We start from the raw sequence: 17,797 nt of genomic DNA, 5'->3' as shown, positions 1-17,797 counted from the left end.
GGAACGGCCGGTCGGCATCGGACTGTCCTTTTTCGACGGATTCGCGTATAATGGGATGAAGACAGACAAGTTGATACCGGTTGGAGAGCAGGAGAAACCGCGTGTTGGACTTCCGTCGTTTTCGCAGCAGCGGACGGCGGGGGTCGGGCGCGGTTTTGTTTTTTTCCGGCCGGGAGGGGAGGATGTGATCACCATGCATGCGAAGCGTTTCGTCTGGTCGGCTCCGGACCGGGAGTGGATCCTGCGGTCGCTTGCCGATGAGACGGTGGATCTTCTGGTCATCGGCGGCGGCATCACCGGCGCGGGCATCGCCCTCGACGCGGTCAGCCGGGGCTTGCGCACGGCGCTCGTGGAGATGCAGGATTTCGCGGCCGGCACGTCGAGCCGTTCGACGAAGCTGATCCACGGCGGGCTGCGGTACCTGAAGCAGCTGGAATTCCAGGTGGTGGCCGAGACCGGGCGGGAACGGGCGGTCGTCTACGAGAACGGGCCGCACGTGACGATGCCGGAGTGGATGCTGCTGCCGTTCTACCAGGGCGGACAGCTCGGTCCGTTCACCACGAGGGTGGGGCTCACGCTCTACGATTGGCTGGCGCGTGTCAAGCGGGACGAGTGGCATGTGATGCTGAGCCCGAAGGAGACGCTGGAGCGCGAGCCGCTGCTGCGCCGCGAGGGACTGAAGGGCGGCGGTTACTATGTCGAATACCGGACGGACGACGCGCGGCTGACGCTGGAGGTGCTGAAGCGGGCGGTCGAACTCGGCGCTTCGGCCGTCCATTACGCCGAGGTCACGGAGCTTCTGTATGACGGCGGTCGGATCGCGGGGGCGGTCGTGCTGGACCGGATCGGCGGCGAAACGTATGAACTGCGTGCGCGCCATATCGTGAACGCGACCGGGCCGTGGGTGGACGGCATCCGCGAGTTGGACCGCTCGAAGCGTGGCAAGACGCTGCGGCTCACGAAGGGCGTCCATCTCGTGTTCGACGGGGCGCGGTTCCCGCTGCGACAGGCCGTCTATTTCGACACGCCGGACGGGCGGATGGTGTTCGCGATTCCGCGCGACGGCAAGACGTACGTCGGCACGACGGACACGGACTACGCCGGCGATCCGGCGCATCCGCGCATGGAGGCGGAGGATCTCCGCTATCTGCTCGACGCCGCCAACCACATGTTCCCGTCGCTGAATCTGAAACCGGAGGATGTGGAATCGAGCTGGGCGGGCCTCCGGCCGCTCATCCGGCAGGAGGGGAAAAGCCCGTCGGAGATTTCGCGCAAGGACGAAATCTTCGTGTCGCCGTCCGGCCTCATCTCGATCGCGGGCGGCAAGCTGACCGGCTACCGGAAAATGGCCGAGCGGATCGTGGACCTCGTCTCCCGGAAGCGCGAGGCGGAAGGGTTGTCCGCGCTGCCGGCGAGCCGCACGCGGACACTTCCGATCTCGGGCGGCGACGTCGGGGGAAGCGCCGGATTCGAGGCGCATGTCCGCCGGCAGACCGAAGCCGGCATCGCCGCCGGGCTTCCGGCGGACGAGGCGGAGCGGATCGCGCGCCGCTACGGCTCGAACGCGCCCCGGCTGTACGAGCTGGCGGGTGAATCGCGCGATTTCGCGGCACGGCACGGGCTGCCGCTCGCCCTCGCGGCGGAGATCCGGTACGCCGTCGAAGCCGAGATGGCCGCGACCACGGCGGACTTCTGGATCCGCCGGACGGGCCGGCTGTACTTCGACCGTCCGGGCGTGCTGCGATGGAAGGACGCGGTGTCGGCCGCGATGGCCGAGCTGCTCGGTTGGAGCGCCGAACGGCGCGAGGCGTGCGACCGGGAGCTGGAGCGGCTGCTCGCGGAGGCGGTGCAGCCGTAAGCATGCCGTCGGGAATCGGATTTCTTCGGCCCCGTCCACCCGATCATGCGGACGGGCCGAAGAAGGAATGCGGCCGTTTCCTGCCGAACTGAATGGGGTGTGATGCCAGCGGGAAAGGCGGGATGTTTGCATGCTACAGGCTCGGGCCGGCGGCGGATTGCCGGGGAGCGATCCGGAATCGCAGGGAATCCGGTCGGAGGCGATCCTCGGGTTTCTGCGGCGGATCGAGGCGGACGATCTGGAATTGCACGGCCTCATGATCGTGCGGAACGGGCATGTCGTGGCGGAGGGCGCCTGGGCGCCCTACCGGACGGACGTTCCCCATGTGCTCAATTCGCTGAGCAAGAGCTTCACTTCCACGGCCATCGGGCTGGCGGCGGAGGAGGGCCGGCTTACGCTCGATGATCCGGTCATCTCCTTCTTTCCGGAGGAGGTGACGCCGGCGATCGAAGCGAACATGGGGGAACTGAAAATCCGGCACCTGCTGTCGATGACGACCGGCCACACCGTCGACACGATTCCGATCATGCACGCGCGCCGGGACGGCAACTGGGTGAAGGCGTTCCTCGAGACGCCGATCGAGCGGCCGCCGGGGACGCATTTCCTCTACAATACCGGGGCGTCGTACATGCTGTCGGCCATTCTGCACAGGGCGACCGGCGAACAGCTGCTCGACTGGCTGAGGCCGAGGCTGTTCGAACCGTTGGGCATGGCCGGGGTGAAGACGGTGACCTGCCCCCGGGGCATTCACGCGGGCGGCTACGGGATGTACATGAAGGTGGAGGACATCGCGAAGTTCGGGCAGCTGTATCTGCAGGAGGGCGTCTGGGAAGGCCGGCGCATCCTGTCCGCGGAGTGGGTGCGCATGGCGACGTCGAAGCAGGCCGACAACGGCGACGATCCGTCCAGCGACTGGGCGCAGGGGTACGGCTTCCAGTTCTGGCGGTGCCGGCACGGGGCCTACCGGGGCGACGGCGCCTTCGGCCAGTTCTGCGTCGTCATGCCGCACAAGCGGGCGGTCGTCGCGATGACCGCGGGCGCGATGGAGATGCAGGACATGCTGAACGCGGTGTGGGAAGAATTGCTGCCGGGCATGGAAGATGCGCCGGTCGGGCGTCCGGATGCCGCGGCGCGCCGGGCATTGGCCGATCGGTTGCAAACGCTCTCGTATCCGGCCGCCGTATCGGCGAAGACGGGCGACGCGTCCCGTTGGTCGGGCAGGACGTGGCAGGCCGCGGACAATCCGGCGGGCATCCGGACGCTCGGAATCCGGTTCGCCGACGGCGGCGCCGAACTGGAGCTCGGGTTCGCCGCCGGCACGCAGCGGCTCATGATCGGGCACGGGGAATGGCGGGCGGGAGAGCTGCACATCGCCGGCATGTCGCTGCCGGTTGCGGCCTGCGGACGCTGGATCCGGCGCAATGTCTACGAGCTCGATCTCCGCTACCTCGACCAGCCCTTCCATGACCGGCTGACTTGCCATTTCGTGGACAACCGGCTCAGGGTGACCGCGGTGCGGAACGTTTGGATGACGCCCGGTTTGTCCGACGCCTGGCTGCTGCCGGAACTCTATGCGGAGAGCCGGTGAAGATCGGATGCGGTATACGGGATGCCCCCGCCGGGAAGGCGGGGGTTTTTTGTTGGACGAGTATGAAGTCTTTCCCGGCATGACCTTGAAGTGATCCAAATCGAATCGGCCGTCCGCCGGTTCAACCGAAGCAAGGATTTTCACGAACGATATCGAAATGCATAAGGATGGCGCTGTTCTGACCGACACATAAAAAGCCAGTCGTGCGGCAGGGGCGGAGGCTCGTTCCGCCTCTCCCGCTTTCTTTGTCAGAATGGATAAAATCTCAATGGATAAAACAGAACGCGATAAACGGGAGGAAACCGATGCGAAAATTGACGATGAAGTCCCCGGATCTAACGCAGTCCAACATCGACCGAATCGCGGAATGGTTCCCGCACGTAATCACGGAGACGCGGGACGCGGACGGGAACCTGAAGCGCGCTATTGATTTCGAGCTGCTTCGGCAGGAATTGTCCGGCGATCTGGTCGAGGGTGATGGGGAGCGGTTCCAACTAACCTGGCCGGGGAAGAAGCGGGCCATCCTGCTCGCGAATGCGCCTACCGACAAGACGTTGCGGCCTGTCCGGGAAGAAAGTGCGGACTGGGAGAACACGCGGCATCTGTACATTGAGGGCGACAATCTCGACGTGCTAAAGCTGCTTCAGGAGTCGTACCTGAACAAAGTGAAGTGTATCTATATCGATCCGCCGTACAATACGGGCAAGGACTTCATCTACAGGGACGATTTTCGGATGTCTAAGCGGGAGTACTTAGAATCCTCCGACCAGCTCGACGTGGAAGGGAACCGACTCTTCCTGAACACCGAGTCCAACGGCAGGTTCCACAGCGACTGGCTGACGATGATGTATTCCCGCCTTAAGATAGCGCGGAACCTGCTGCGCGATGACGGCGTCATCTTCATCAGCATTGACGACCACGAACTCGAGCATCTGCGCATGATCTGTAACGAGATTTTTTCCGGCAATTTTGTTGCGCAGATCACGCTGCTATGCAATCCGAAGGGAAGGTCGCAAGACAAGTACTTTGCGACCAACCACGAGTACATATTGGTCTATTCGAAGTCGGAGCTGCCCAAGGGGTACTTCTCGGTCAGCAAGGACGAGGAGCAGATCGAGGCGGAGTATCCCGAAATCGACGAGCACGGAAGATATCGGCTGCTCGAGCTCCGGAACACACATCGGGAATTCGGACGGCACAACCGGAAGAACCTGTTTTATCCTTTCTATGTAGATCCGGAGACGGCCGACGTGTCGCTCGAGCCCGGGGAAGGACGCGTGAAGGTGGAACCGATTTGGGACGACGGGTTCGAGGGCTGCTGGACGTGGGACCGGAATAAGGCGCGGCGGGAACTGCATCTGTTGACAGCGAAGCGCTCCGCGAACGGCAGTTGGAAAATTTACCGCAAGAGTTACGCCGAGGGCGCCGTGAAGATGCTGAAGACGATCTTCGATGACAGAAGATTCTACACGGAGAAGGGACAGGCCGCGTTTTCGTCCCTGTTTGGCACGAAGGCGAAGCTGTTTCAGGCGCCGAAATCCGTGGAGCTGATCAAGACGCTGCTCCGCACCGTCACGAAGGACGACGACATTGTGCTCGACTTCTTCTCCGGCTCGGCCACGACGGCGCAGGCAGTCATGGAGCTGAACGCGGAGGACGGTCATCGGCGACGCTACATCCTGGTGCAGCTGCCGGAGCCGACCAGAGAGGATTCGGACGCTTACCGGGCGGGGTTCCGGACGATCGCCGAGATCGGCAAGGAGCGGATTCGCCGCGCAGCCCGGAAGATCCGGGAGGAGACCGGCGCTGGCATCGATGGCGGCTTCCGGGTGTTCCGGCTCGACTCCTCCAATATAAAAGACGTGTATTACACACCAGGTGAGTTCGTCCAGACGGAACTTTCCGGCTTTGTCTCCAACATTAAGGAAGACCGCACGGGAGAGGATCTGCTCATCCAAGTCATGCTCGAGCTCGGACTGGATTTGTCCCTGCCCATGGAGTCGCGACGGATTGACGGGAAGACGGTCCATTACGTCGCCGGCAATTCGCTCATGGCCTGCTTCGAGGACAACGTGCCGGAATCCGTGATTCGCAAGATCGCGCAGGAACGGCCGTTGCGGGTTGTTTTCCGCGACGGCTCGTTCGCGGACGACGCCGCGCGCATCAACGTGGAAGAGCTGTTCCGGATACTGTCGCCGGGGACAGACATCCGCGTGCTGTGAAATGCGAAAACTTCATACTGCTACGCAGAAAGTGGGGAGCGAACCGCCACACGAATTTCGACAGGGGGTAGCCCGATGCGGAAGCTAACGATGAAGTCGCCGAATCTGACCCAATTCAACATCGATCGGATCGCCGAATGGTTACCAAACGTGATCGTCGAGACCTGCGACGAGGCGGGAAACGTCCGGCGGGCCATCGATTTCGAGCTACTGCGGCAGGAACTGTCCGAGATTCTTGTGGAAAGCGACAAGGAGCGGTATCAGTTGACATGGCCGGGAAAAAAACGGGCTATCCTTATCGCTAACACGCCTACGGATAAGACGCTGCGTCCCGTCCGGGATGAAAGTGTGGACTGGGAAAATACGCGGAACCTCTACATCGAAGGCGACAACCTGGAAGTGCTGAAGCTGCTGCAGGAATCGTATCTGAATAAGATCAAGCTGATCTACATCGATCCGCCGTACAACACCGGGAACGACTTCATTTACCGGGACGATTTTCGGGATTCCGTGCAGGAATATCTAGAAGCGTCAGGGCAGAAGGACGCCGAAGGTAACCGCCTCGTGCCGAATCCGGTGACCTGGGGCCGATATCACAGCGATTGGATCACCATGATGTATCCGAGGCTAAAGGTGGCCCGAAATCTTCTTGCGCAGGACGGAGCCATTTTCATCAGCATCGACGATCACGAAGTGCACAACATGCGTAAGCTGTGCGACGAAATCTTCGGGCCGGGGAACCACGTGGCGACGATCGTCTGGCAGCGCGCATTCTCGCCCAAAAACGACTCTAAATTTTTCTCAACTAATCACGATTACATCTTGGTATACGCCCGCGATATTGATCGGTTCAACATCAGGAAGTTGCCGCGGACCAAAGAATCCATCAACCGATACAAAAATCCAGACAACGATCCGCGCGGTCCGTGGATGTCTGACAACCTGACAGTCAAGACGTTCACGGAGGACTACTATTATCCGATCACATCCCCGAGCGGCAAGGTGATCTACCCAACTAAGGGGAGATGTTGGTTTACGTCCCGCGAGAACATGCAGAAACTGATCGACGACAACCGGGTCTGGTTCGGGGAGACGGGAGATAATATGCCGCGACTCAAGCGGTTCCTGAGCGAAGTGCAAGAAGGCATGGTGCCGCTCACAGTCTGGCTGTACAACGAAGTCGGGCATAATCAGGAGGGGCGTCAGGAACTGAAGAAGCTGTTCGACGGAGATGCGTATTTCGACGGTCCGAAGCCAACGCGGCTGCTAAAGCAGATTATTCGTATCGCGAACTTAAGGTCGGGGGACATCGTGCTTGACTTCTTCTCGGGGTCGGCTTCTGTAGCGGATGCAGTCATGCAACTGAACGCAGAAGACGGAGAGCGAAGGCAATACATCCTCGTTCAGCTTCCGGAAGAAGTGGAGGAACATTCAGATGCGTATAGAGCAGGTTTCAAAACCATCTGCGACATTGGCAAAGAGCGAATTCGCCGAGCAGCCAGGAAAATCAGGGAAGAAACCGGTGCCGACATCGACTACGGTTTCCGAGTGTTCCGGCTCGATTCCTCGAATATGAAGGATGTTTATTATAAGCCGGACAAGCTCAACCAAATGGAAATCGGCAATCTTGTTAGCAACATTAAGGAAGATCGCACAAGCGAAGATCTGCTCATTCAGGTTATGCTGGAACTGGGACTGGAGCTTTCCTTGCCCATGGAGACACGACAAATCGAAGGCAGGACAGTCCATTATGTCGATGAAAATTCGCTGATCGCTTGCTTCGATGATGACGTACCGGAATCCGTGATTCGCGAGATAGCGAAGTCGCAGCCGTTGCGGGTGGTGTTCCGGGACAGTTCGTTCAGGGACGATTCCTTACGCATCAATGTGGAAGAATTGTTCAAGATGCTTTCACCGCTAACGGATGTTCGTGTACTGTAAGGTGGTGAACAGACATTGAAGATCAAATTCAAACACCAGCAATTTCAGTTGGACGCGGTGCAAAGTGTCGTTGATTGTTTCTGCGGGCAGCCAAATGAGACATCACAATTTACCCTGGATCGTGGCAACAGACGAAAACCCGAACAGCTTCGATTGGGGGAAAATCTTGAACGGGTAGAAATTTGGGACGTCGGTTTCAGGAACAAACCGATTCAATTGACTGACCTGGAAGTGCTGGAGAATATCCGGACGGTCCAGCGCCGAAACGGGCTGAAGCCCTCGGAGAAAATCGAGCGAAGAAAAGGCGAGACGATTTACAACCTGACGGTTGAGATGGAGACGGGAACCGGAAAGACATATACGTATATTCGCACGATGTTCGAATTGTACCGGACATACGGATGGAGCAAGTATATTGTCGTCGTGCCGTCCATCGCGATCCGGGAGGGTGTGCTTAAAACGTTCCAGATAACGGAGGACCACTTCATGGCCGAATACGGCATGAAGGCGCGGTATTTTGTGTACAATTCGAAACAACTGCATCAGATCGAGAGTTTCGCCAGCGATGCGGGACTCAATGTCATGATTATCAATTCGCAGGCATTCAATGCGAGGGGCAAGGACGCTCGGCGGATTCATATGGAACTCGATGATTTCCAAAGCCGTCGTCCGATTGATGTGCTGGCGGGCACAAATCCAATTCTGATCATCGACGAGCCGCAATCAGTCGAAGGTAAGCAAACGATTGAGTCTTTAAAAGCATTCAACCCTTTATTTACTCTGCGCTATTCGGCCACCCACCGGGAAGAATTCAACAAGGTGTATCGCCTGGACGCGCTGGACGCCTACAATCAGAAGCTGGTCAAGAAGATCAGCGTCAAGGGGATTTCAGTCAAAGGGACAAGTGGTACGGACTGCTATCTATATTTGGAAGGAATTGACATAAGCGCGAATCATGCCCCTGTGGCTCGTATGGAACTGGATGTAAAGACGAAAACCGGCCTCACAAGGAAAACGCTAAAAATCGTCCAGAACGATGATCTGTACCAATTGTCAGGTGAATTGGAGCAATACAAAGGATTCAGGGTTGCCGAAATTAACGGACTGAAGGGTAGCGTAAGCTTCGCCAACGGAGTGACGCTTTATGCGGGTGATGTCCGGGGGGATGTAAGCGAACTGCAATTTCGTCGGATCCAGATTCGGGAGACGATCAAGTCGCATTTCGAGAAGGAACGGATGCTCTATCCCAAAGGCATCAAGGTGCTCTCGCTTTTCTTTATCGACGAGGTAGCCAAGTACCGTGTGTATGACGAGGACGGTACGCCAAAAAACGGCATTTACGCGGATATTTTTGAAGAGGAATATACGGCGCTGCTAAACGAGCAATTGTCCCTGTTTGATGATGATCCTTATATTCAATATCTGAAGCGGATTGACGTGAAGAAAACCCATAACGGCTACTTCTCGATCGACAAGAAGAGCAACCGGATGGTCGATCCGAAGGTGTCGGCCCGGGAGACCGACTCCGACGACGCGGAAGCCTACAGTCTCATCATGCGGGAGAAGGAGCGGCTGCTGAGCTTGTCGGAGGATGTGCGGTTCATTTTCTCGCACTCGGCGCTCAAGGAAGGCTGGGACAATCCGAATGTGTTCCAGATCTGCACGCTGAAGCACAGCGATTCCGTCGTCAAGAAGCGGCAGGAGGTCGGCCGCGGGCTCCGGTTGTGCGTGAACCAGCACGGGGAGCGGATGGATGCGAGCGTCCCCGGCATCGATGTCCACGAAATCAACGTGCTGACGGTCATCGCGAGCGAATCGTACGAGCAGTTCGCAAGGCAATTGCAGCAGGAGATCGCCGAGACCCTGAGCGACCGTCCGCGAACGGTCGACGAACATTTCTTCCGGGACAAGGTGCTGACGAACGAGCGCGGCGAGCAGTGGAAGCTGGACGAAGCGGCGGCGAGAAAACTGCATGTCGCGTTCATCAAGAATGATTATGTGGATGATCAGTTTCATCTCACAGACGACTATTTCCGTGCGGTCGAGGCGGGTGAGCTGAAGTTACCGGAGGAATTCGCGGACTTCGGGGAATCGATTGTCAAACTGTTAAAATCGGTCTACATTGAGGGCAAGACGAACCTGGCCGAGGATGAGAGGAAGAAGACGCTTGTCAGCGTCAATCAGAATTTTTACAGAAAAGAGTTTCAGGAACTCTGGAATCGAATCAACCGGAAATCGGTATATACTGTTAAATTTGATTCCGAAGAATTGATTAAAAAATGCATTCAGGCGTTGGACAGCCAATTGTATGTGCCAGCGATCCGGTTTTCGATTCGGCATGGTGAAATGCGGAAGATTGACAGCAAAGAGCAACTGCAGTCGGGAGAAGCCTTCGAAATGCGCGAATCTGGAGTGGAGACGATAGAGACGGGCTCGGGCGTTCGGGTGAAATACGATCTGGTCGGGAAGCTGGTGGATGAGACGAAGCTCACGCGGAAGACGATCGTCGCGATCCTGACCGGGATCCGAGAATCAACATTCTTGCAATTCCGCCGAAACCCGGAAGAGTTTCTGATCCGCGCCGCTCGGATCATCAACGAGCAGAAAGCCACTACGATCATTGAGTCCATCACCTATGACGTACTGAACGACCGGTTCGAGAACGAAATCTTCACGAAGAACACGCTTTCGGGCAAGCAGGGCGAGAACATGTTGCCGGCGCAGAAGCACATCTATGATTATGTCGTGACGGATTCGAAGATCGAACTCGATTTTGCTAAAAATTTGGAATCCAGTGAAGAAGTCCAAGTGTACGCCAAGCTGCCCAAGGGTTTCTTCATCCCAACGCCAGTAGGCAACTACAATCCGGACTGGGCAATCGTGTTCCGGGAAGGACACGTGAAGCACATCTATTTCATTGCCGAGACGAAGGGCTCCATGGAATCGATGGAGCTCCGGGAGACGGAGAAGGCGAAGATCGAGTGCGCGCGGAGGCATTTCGCGAAGCTGGGCGACGGGCGGGTCCGCTACGATGTCGTCGACAGCTACGAGAAACTGCTCGAGATCGTGAAGGGATGAGGCGCGGGAAGCAATGCGGGATTTGCCGGAAACGCCCGTTCGCATGACGCGCAAGGCGCCGCCCGTTCGTGCCGGGCTGCGCCTTCAAACTTTTTCCACCCATGGATCGTCTGGTATCAGGCAAGTTCGCAACATGATCCGATGTTCCGCGCAAGGGTGGGACTTGAAGATGCGATGGCTTTGGGCAGCATGGTTGTCGGTTTGGTTGGTATCGGGATGCATGGACACACGGGGAACCGGTGATGCGGGTGTCGGGATCGGGGAAGATCCGGCTGCGCCCGTCCGGGAGGAGGCGCCGGACGCGCTTCCTCTTCAAGTGCCGCATGGCGGTCGACGAGGTGATCCAGGAGCAGCTCCGGAAGAGCAATCGCAGGCGCCCAAGGAGCCGCCGGAGCAAGCCGCTCAACCCCGGACGCATGACGAACCGTCCTCGGCGCATGACGAACAGTCGCCGGCCGACCGCTCGCCGTACATTGCGCCCGACGGGTATCGGGTCGTGGAGGCGGACCGGTTTACCTTCGCGGTGCCGGATGACTGGCAGGTCGGGGAGAAGCAGCAGGACGAGTTCACGTTTCGGGTCGATGGAGAAAAGGTCGGGGAGACCGAAATTCTGGGATGGTTCGACGCGGATAGCTGGCCGGATTTCAAACCCAACCATTCGGAGCAGACCGGTTTCGAGGAGCGGGAAGACCTGACGGCCGGACGGAACGGGAGCATCCGGATTTACCGGATCGAACTCATCCACACGAAGCCGGCCGCGGATCGGGATCCGGAATGGCGGTATGAAGAGATCCGATGGTACGTGGCGGACCGGGATGACGGGCGCGCGTACGGCTTCTGTTTCGCCGACGGGAAGGTGGACGAAGCGGTAATGGAAACGATCGTGTCCTCGTTTCGATTGCGCGAAGCAAAGGATGGCAAATGAAACGCGGTGGCTGCCGGGGCACGGGATCTACGCGGATCGGGAGGGCTGTTCAGGTCCCGCAGACCGGCATGAGGCACAGCCCGCACATGGAGCCGGGCCGCGCCGTTCTGCAGAGGGTCAACGCCGGACGCAGCTTCGCTTGATGGCGGGCTGCGTTTTTGCTTCTGAGCGATGCAAAACCGAGAAACGATTATGCCGCTCCCTGTCGTGACCATCGGGTTCCCGTGGAACCACCGGACGAAGCGGGCAGATTGTCCGCGCCGATCAACGGGACGGCAGCCAAGTTGAAACGTTCAATCCAAGAGAACGTAAGAGAGAAGCGGGAACTCCTCACCAGCGGTTCGCACGATCCGAGCGCATGCCGGCGACAAACGACCTTTGACGAACTTCCGCGGGGACGGGTCCGGCAACTTCCTTGAGCCGGGCTCAGGTCCGGCATCACACCCGGACTTGAGTCGGTGGTTGAAACGGGACAGACGGTTATAGTGAAAGGTAAGTCCGAGGTCTTTCTCCGGTTCAAGCCCGCCATTCGTTGATGACATAAATTTTTGATACCATTAATTTTTTACATATTTGGATTGGAACGGGTGAGTCGCTTGTTGAAATGGTTGAAGAAGAAGCGGTTTTGGTTTGCCGTCATCGGTCTGGCGGTCATCGCGTTTATCGCGGCCCATATGCTGAACGCGATGAACCGGGAAATCGAAGTGCAGGTCGCCGTCGTGGAGACGGGCAAAATCATCGAGCAAATCTATGCGAACGGCAAGTTGGAGCCGGCTGAGACGACCCGGGTGTACGCTCCTGCGAGCGGAGTGGTGGAAGAGGTCAAGGTGAAGCCGGGCGATACGGTGGAGGAAGGACAGGTTCTCCTTACGCTGGACATGAAGCAGGTACGGGATCAGCTGGAGAAGGAGCGCATCAATCTGGAACTGGTCGAGGCGGAACGGCTGGCGGCCCGGAAGCAGCATTTCGAGCGCTTCAGACAAGCCCGTCTCGCAAACCCGGACGCCGAACCGGAGGAGCTGGATCTCACCGCCTATGATCTGCGCATTCGTGCCATTCAACTGACCATCGAATCGCTCGAGAAGCAGCTCGCCAACCGGCAGGTGCTGGCTCCCGCCGGCGGCGTGGTGACCAAATTCGCGGTGAACGCCGGCCAAATGCTGGCCGAAGGCAGCGAAGTCGCCGTGATTGCCGATGTGAACCGGCTCAAGGTCGTGGCGCACCTGAATGAGCTGGACGCGGGCAAGGCGGAACCGGGGATGAAGGCCGTGGTGACCGGGGAGGCTTTTTCGGGCCGTTATGAGGGCAGCATCTCGTACCTGGCTCCCGTGGCCGAGGCGATCGATCCGTCTTCCCGGGACGCGGCGGTGGAGATGGAGGTCATCCTGGATCAGACATCGCCGGAGCTTCGTCCGGGTTACAATGTCACGGTGGAGTTGGAAATTCCGGACCAGGATCGCCTGCTCGCGCCGATCGAAGCGGTGCGGTACGACGGCGAACAGTCCTACGTCTACAAGGTGCAGGGCGATGTCGCCGTCAAGGTGCCGGTGACGACGGGGAAGGAAGGCGACGAGCTGATCGAGCTGGTCACCGGGGCGGCCGAAGGCGATCGGGTCGTGGTGGCAGGCGGCGAACGGCTGCGGGACGGCGCCCGGGTGAAGGTGAAATGATCACGCTCAGAGGCATCACGAAAGTCTACAAAAACGGCTCCCTGGAGGTGCAGGCGCTGCACGGCATCGATCTGCACATCGGAAAGGGCGAGTTCGTGGCCATCATGGGGCCGTCGGGTTCGGGGAAATCGACGCTCATGAACATCATCGGCTGCCTGGACGTCCCGACCTCCGGCAGCTACGAGCTGGACGGCATCCCGGTGGAGTCGCTGAGCGAGCGGGAGCTCGCCCGCATCCGGAACCGGAAGATCGGGTTTGTCTTCCAGAGCTTCAACCTGCTGCCCCGGCAGACGGTTCTGCAAAACGTCATGCTGCCGATGATGTACGCCGGCGTTCCCCTGGAAAAGCGCCGCGAGCGGGCGCTGGAGCTGCTGCGCAGGGTCGGGCTGTCCGAACGCGTCAAGCATCGTCCGAACGAGCTGTCCGGCGGGCAGAAGCAACGGGTGGCGATCGCCCGGGCGCTGACGATGAACGCACCGGTCCTGCTGGCGGACGAGCCCACCGGGAACCTGGATACGAAATCATCCCGCGAAATCATGGCGCTGTTCAAAGAGATCCACGCCGACGGAACGACGATCGTGCTGGTGACCCACGAGCCGGACATCGCCGAGCATGCCGAGCGGATCATCACCTTCGGGGACGGCCGGATCCTGAGCGACAGGCGCAAGGGAAGTGGCGGCGGATGAGCATCCGGGAGAGCATCCTCGTCGCCCTGGACAATCTCCGGGTCAACAAGATGCGCTCGTTCCTGACGATGATCGGGATCGTCTTCGGCGTCGCCGCGGTGGTCACGGTCGTGTCCATCGGCCAGGCCGGACAGCACGCGATCATGGCGGAACTGTCGAATTACGGGGACGGGTACTTTCTGATATATCCTAAGGGCAGCGCCGCTGAAGAGGGCAATCCCTTTTTCCGGCTGCGGGAGCTTGCGGAGATTCGCAAGCTTCCGGGGGTCCGTTACGTCTCGACGTCGCAGACCTTCGGGATGACCGGCAGGCACAAGAAGGAAACGCTGCAATTCAAAGTGACGGGAACGACGTCGGATTCGCCCAGAATGAAAAAAATCGACATGGTGGCGGGCAGATTTTTCACTTCGCAGGAGGAGCGGGCGCGTCAGAAAGTCCTTGTCGTGGAGACCAAATTTGCCGACAAGGCATTCGGGTCTCCGCAAGCGGCGATCGGCCGGAGCGTTCAGCTGTCCGGCGGGGTTTTCCGGATCGTCGGGGTCTACAAGGAGCAGGAAGGTTTGATGGTCAACGTTGGGGCGCGCTATTCCGCCTACGCGCCGATTACGGCCATTCCGGGCGGAGCATGGGTCAGCGAAAATCTGAGCATGCTTGAAATCCTGCCCGCATCGCCGGAGCGCATGGACGAGACGATCCGGGAGCTCAAGACCTGGCTGGCGGAGCGGAAGCGCGTCAGCAAGAACGCGTATGCGACGGAATCGGCCAAGGATGCGGAGCAAATGATCAAAAACACGTTCTCCATCCTGCAGCTCGTCATCGGTTCGATCGCCGGCATTTCCCTGGTCGTCGGGGGAATCGGGGTCATGAACATCATGCTGGTCTCCGTCACGGAACGGACCCGGGAAATCGGGATCCGCAAGGCGATCGGCGCGACGCCGGGAAATATCATGTTCCAGTTCCTGGTCGAGGCGGTCATGCTCTCCTTTATCGGAGGCGCGATCGGCGCGCTGTTCGGGCTGCTGGTAGCCTTCGGGTTCGCCGTGATGACGGGATTGCCGTTTGTCGTCTCGATGGAGGCGATCGTGCTGGCCTTCTGTTTCTCGGCCGCGGTCGGGATTTTCTTCGGCCTGTACCCGGCCCGCAAAGCCGCGAAGCTGCAGCCGATCGAATCGCTGCGTTACGAATAGCGGGCATCAACCGGAACCCGTTCCGGCAGGGCCGGCATGCGGGCCCGAAACGCCGCGGGTTCGGGGAAAGATTCCGGAGCGGTCAGCCGCTCCTTTTTTCTTTTGGGAGACGGGAACCCGGCATGTCCGTTCCGGGGAATGGTCGTCATTTGAAAAATAAAAGGTCGTCTTTCGGCAAGCGCATCCGCGCCGCATGGGCTAGAATGAAATATCAAAACATCCGGGGGAGGAGTCCGACATGAACTACGAGCAATTGCTGGCCGCATTGCGCGCGAGAGCCCGCACGGAGCAGCGGGACGGATATGAATGGATCGTCAAGCCCATTCCGGATTCGGAGGAGGGATGGGGCGAGCTGGACCCCCGCGTCCTGGAAGTCCACAAGGAGACGGCCGCCCGGATGAAGGGGCAGCAGCCGCCCGAGATTCCGGAAGACCCGGTGGAGTTCGCGAAGATGATGCGGCGGATGATGGGATGGGAAAACCGCGACGTAACCGGTGGCGCCGTCGCGACGGAATGCCGGGAGATTGAAGGAAGCGAGACGAACATTCCGGTCCGCATCTACACGCCTCCCGTGGGCGGGAAACGGCCGGCCGTCGTGTTTTTCCATGGCGGCGGATTTATCGGCGGATCGCTCAAGACGGTCGAGAATCCGTGCAAATGTCTGGCGTATCACGCGGGAGCGGTGGTCGTGTCCGTCGATTACCGGCTCGCGCCCGAACACCCCTATCCCGCGGGGCTGACCGACTGTTTCGATGCCGTTCGCTGGGTTCACGATCATGCGGACGAGCTCGGCGTCGATCCGGCGAGTATCGCGGTGGCCGGGGACAGCGCCGGCGGCAACCTGGCGACGGTATGCGCGATGATCGACCGGGACAGGAAACTGGGGCTGATCAAGTACCAGGCGCTGATCTATCCGTCGGTCAACATGGCGGGCGCGGAAGAAGAAGGGCACAGATGGTCGCTGGAAGCCTATGAGATCCGCAATCACCGGGAATACATCGAGCAGATTCTCGGCTTCGTCGGCGCCGATCATGGCCGTCCCAAGCTGCACGAACTGTATTTGCAGGGCCGCATCGACGTGACGCATCCCCACATGTCGCCCCTGCTGGCCGATTTGCACGGGATGCCCGAGACGCTCATCATCACCGGCGAGTTTGACTTTCTGCGGCTGGAGAATGAAGCCTATGCGCGCAAGCTGGCCCGTTCCGGCGTAAAGACGACGGTGATTCAATACAACGGCGTGGATCACGCGTTCATGGACAAGATCGGCCTTTACCCGCAGGCGGAAGACTGCATGACGGAAATCGCCCTGAGGGTCCGCCGCAAGTTCAACCGGTGAAATTCGCTTTCCGGGTTGTCGCTCCTCTTGTTGTCTGCGATTGTCTGCGGGCGACGCGTCCGCAAGCGATACAATGAGAAAAGGCGACTGCAGCAAGGGAGACACAGAATGCGCAACCGCCTCGCGTCATCCGAACAGCTCTGCACGGCCCCCGCAGCCGGGACACCCCTCCGTCAAGTGACAGCCCGAAGCAGCGACGTTTCGGACGGGACGGGAGCAAACGCTTCTTCGCGTTCCGGATCAAGGGGGCCCCATTCCGTCTCAATCCCCGCTCTTGCCAAAATCCAGTTGATTCAATATCCAAAATTGTTTAATAATAAAAGAAAAAGTATCAAAATGTATGAAAACCGTGCAACCTCCTCGTCAATTAAAGTGTTATTACCTTATGAAGGGAATAACACCGGATCGGGTACAGGTGAATCGCGCTCTGCCCGCGGTTTGCATCCATTGCCGGGGCAAGCGTCGGTGCATCGATATCCGCACGCGGATGCCAGTCCCTTGGCCTCTTGATCAAAACTTCGGAAAAGGCGGGAGTTTATGAATTTTCGTCTGTCATGGGGGATATTTTTGCTGCTTGCGTGTTTGCTGGGGGGTTGTTTTGGCTCGAATGACCGCAATGCTCTCCCTGATGCCCCAAACATGGAACCGTCAGCTCCATCTGAATCCCGGGATCGTACAGCGCCTGCGCCATCCGATGACGCCGACGCGGACGATCGGGATGATACACCGGTTGATGTCGCGGAAGATGAGGTTCCGCAGCTGTACATTTACAATCTGTCGGACCGATGGAATGCCGCCGCGGCGGCCGTTCTGGAGGAAACGGAACACCATGACCTGGGCAAATTTGAAGTATCGGGATGGGGAGAATCCCTTGAAATCCGCCGTGCCTGGGGAGATGAGAAAAACGATGACTTCGTCATGCTGACGGGATATGTCCGCAAGGACGACGGACGAATCGAACGGTTGTACATCAGGGGAAAACAGACCGCGTTTGACGAGTCTCATCTAAGGCATCTGCAGCCCTACTATGAGATCTTGATTGCCGCAAGCAACCCCGGTTTGTCCTCCGATGAACGCGCCTCGCTGATGAACGAATTGTCACTTGCCGGAGATGTCGCAACCTTGGCCGAACGTTCCAGTGAGGATGGGAAAAATTCCGTTACGAAGCATTCGATCCAATATGATGTGGCCATCATTTCGTCCGGCGAGGGAAGAACATACGCGCTTGTCGTGACAATGGACGCGGCCTGCAACGGCAACAGCATACTTTCGTCTTGTCGATAAACCTGTGCCGAAATCAAGG

11 protein-coding genes are annotated in these 17,797 nt (G+C 59.0%); all 11 read left to right on the top strand.

Annotated elements, in window-relative coordinates; all coding sequences use genetic code 11:
- The first annotated feature begins 193 nt into the window (after nucleotides 1-193).
- Nucleotides 194-1,858: a glycerol-3-phosphate dehydrogenase/oxidase gene (locus A9Z00_RS07775; RefSeq protein ID WP_296975641.1), complete on the top strand. Its 1,665-nt coding sequence runs from the start codon at nucleotides 194-196 to the stop codon at nucleotides 1,856-1,858.
- Between the two features lie 130 nt (nucleotides 1,859-1,988).
- Nucleotides 1,989-3,446 (top strand): serine hydrolase domain-containing protein, encoded by a 1,458-nt coding sequence (locus A9Z00_RS07770; RefSeq protein ID WP_296975609.1) that lies wholly within the window; start codon nucleotides 1,989-1,991, stop codon nucleotides 3,444-3,446.
- Nucleotides 3,447-3,751: 305 nt separating this feature from the next.
- Nucleotides 3,752-5,668 carry a site-specific DNA-methyltransferase gene (locus tag A9Z00_RS07765; protein WP_296975608.1) on the top strand — a complete coding sequence of 639 codons (1,917 nt, stop codon included), beginning with the start codon at nucleotides 3,752-3,754 and terminating at the stop codon, nucleotides 5,666-5,668.
- 75 nt (nucleotides 5,669-5,743) lie between these two features.
- Nucleotides 5,744-7,609, top strand: coding sequence for a site-specific DNA-methyltransferase (locus A9Z00_RS07760; protein WP_296975607.1), 1,866 nt, complete (start codon nucleotides 5,744-5,746; stop codon nucleotides 7,607-7,609).
- Between the two features lie 15 nt (nucleotides 7,610-7,624).
- Nucleotides 7,625-10,687, top strand: a complete 3,063-nt coding sequence (locus A9Z00_RS07755) for a type III restriction-modification system endonuclease (protein WP_296975606.1) — start codon at nucleotides 7,625-7,627, stop codon at nucleotides 10,685-10,687.
- Nucleotides 10,688-10,700: 13 nt separating this feature from the next.
- A complete protein-coding gene (locus A9Z00_RS07750; protein WP_296975605.1) occupies nucleotides 10,701-11,612 on the top strand; it encodes a hypothetical protein in 912 nt (303 codons plus the stop codon).
- A 599-nt stretch (nucleotides 11,613-12,211) separates the two neighbouring features.
- Nucleotides 12,212-13,282, top strand: a complete 1,071-nt coding sequence (locus A9Z00_RS07745) for an efflux RND transporter periplasmic adaptor subunit (RefSeq protein ID WP_296975604.1) — start codon at nucleotides 12,212-12,214, stop codon at nucleotides 13,280-13,282.
- Nucleotides 13,279-13,968 (top strand): ABC transporter ATP-binding protein, encoded by a 690-nt coding sequence (locus A9Z00_RS07740; RefSeq protein WP_296975603.1) that lies wholly within the window; start codon nucleotides 13,279-13,281, stop codon nucleotides 13,966-13,968. The genes A9Z00_RS07745 and A9Z00_RS07740 overlap by 4 nt, the downstream gene beginning before the upstream one ends.
- Complete coding sequence (locus A9Z00_RS07735) at nucleotides 13,965-15,155, top strand: ABC transporter permease (protein ID WP_296975602.1); 1,191 nt, start codon at nucleotides 13,965-13,967, stop codon at nucleotides 15,153-15,155. Before A9Z00_RS07740 ends, A9Z00_RS07735 begins: the two co-directional genes overlap by 4 nt.
- Nucleotides 15,156-15,393: 238 nt before the next feature.
- On the top strand, nucleotides 15,394-16,494 hold the full coding sequence (locus A9Z00_RS07730) for an alpha/beta hydrolase (RefSeq protein WP_296975601.1): 1,101 nt from the start codon (nucleotides 15,394-15,396) through the stop codon (nucleotides 16,492-16,494).
- 537 nt (nucleotides 16,495-17,031) lie between these two features.
- On the top strand, nucleotides 17,032-17,778 hold the full coding sequence (locus A9Z00_RS07725; RefSeq protein ID WP_296975600.1) for a peptidylprolyl isomerase: 747 nt from the start codon (nucleotides 17,032-17,034) through the stop codon (nucleotides 17,776-17,778).
- The last annotated feature ends 19 nt before the right edge of the window (nucleotides 17,779-17,797 follow it).

It is taken from the genome of Thermobacillus sp. ZCTH02-B1 (assembly GCF_002159085.1).
GTDB lineage: Bacteria > Bacillota > Bacilli > Paenibacillales > Paenibacillaceae > Thermobacillus.
Note: the sequence above shows the minus strand (reverse complement) of the source record. Positions and strands in the feature narration are given on the sequence as shown.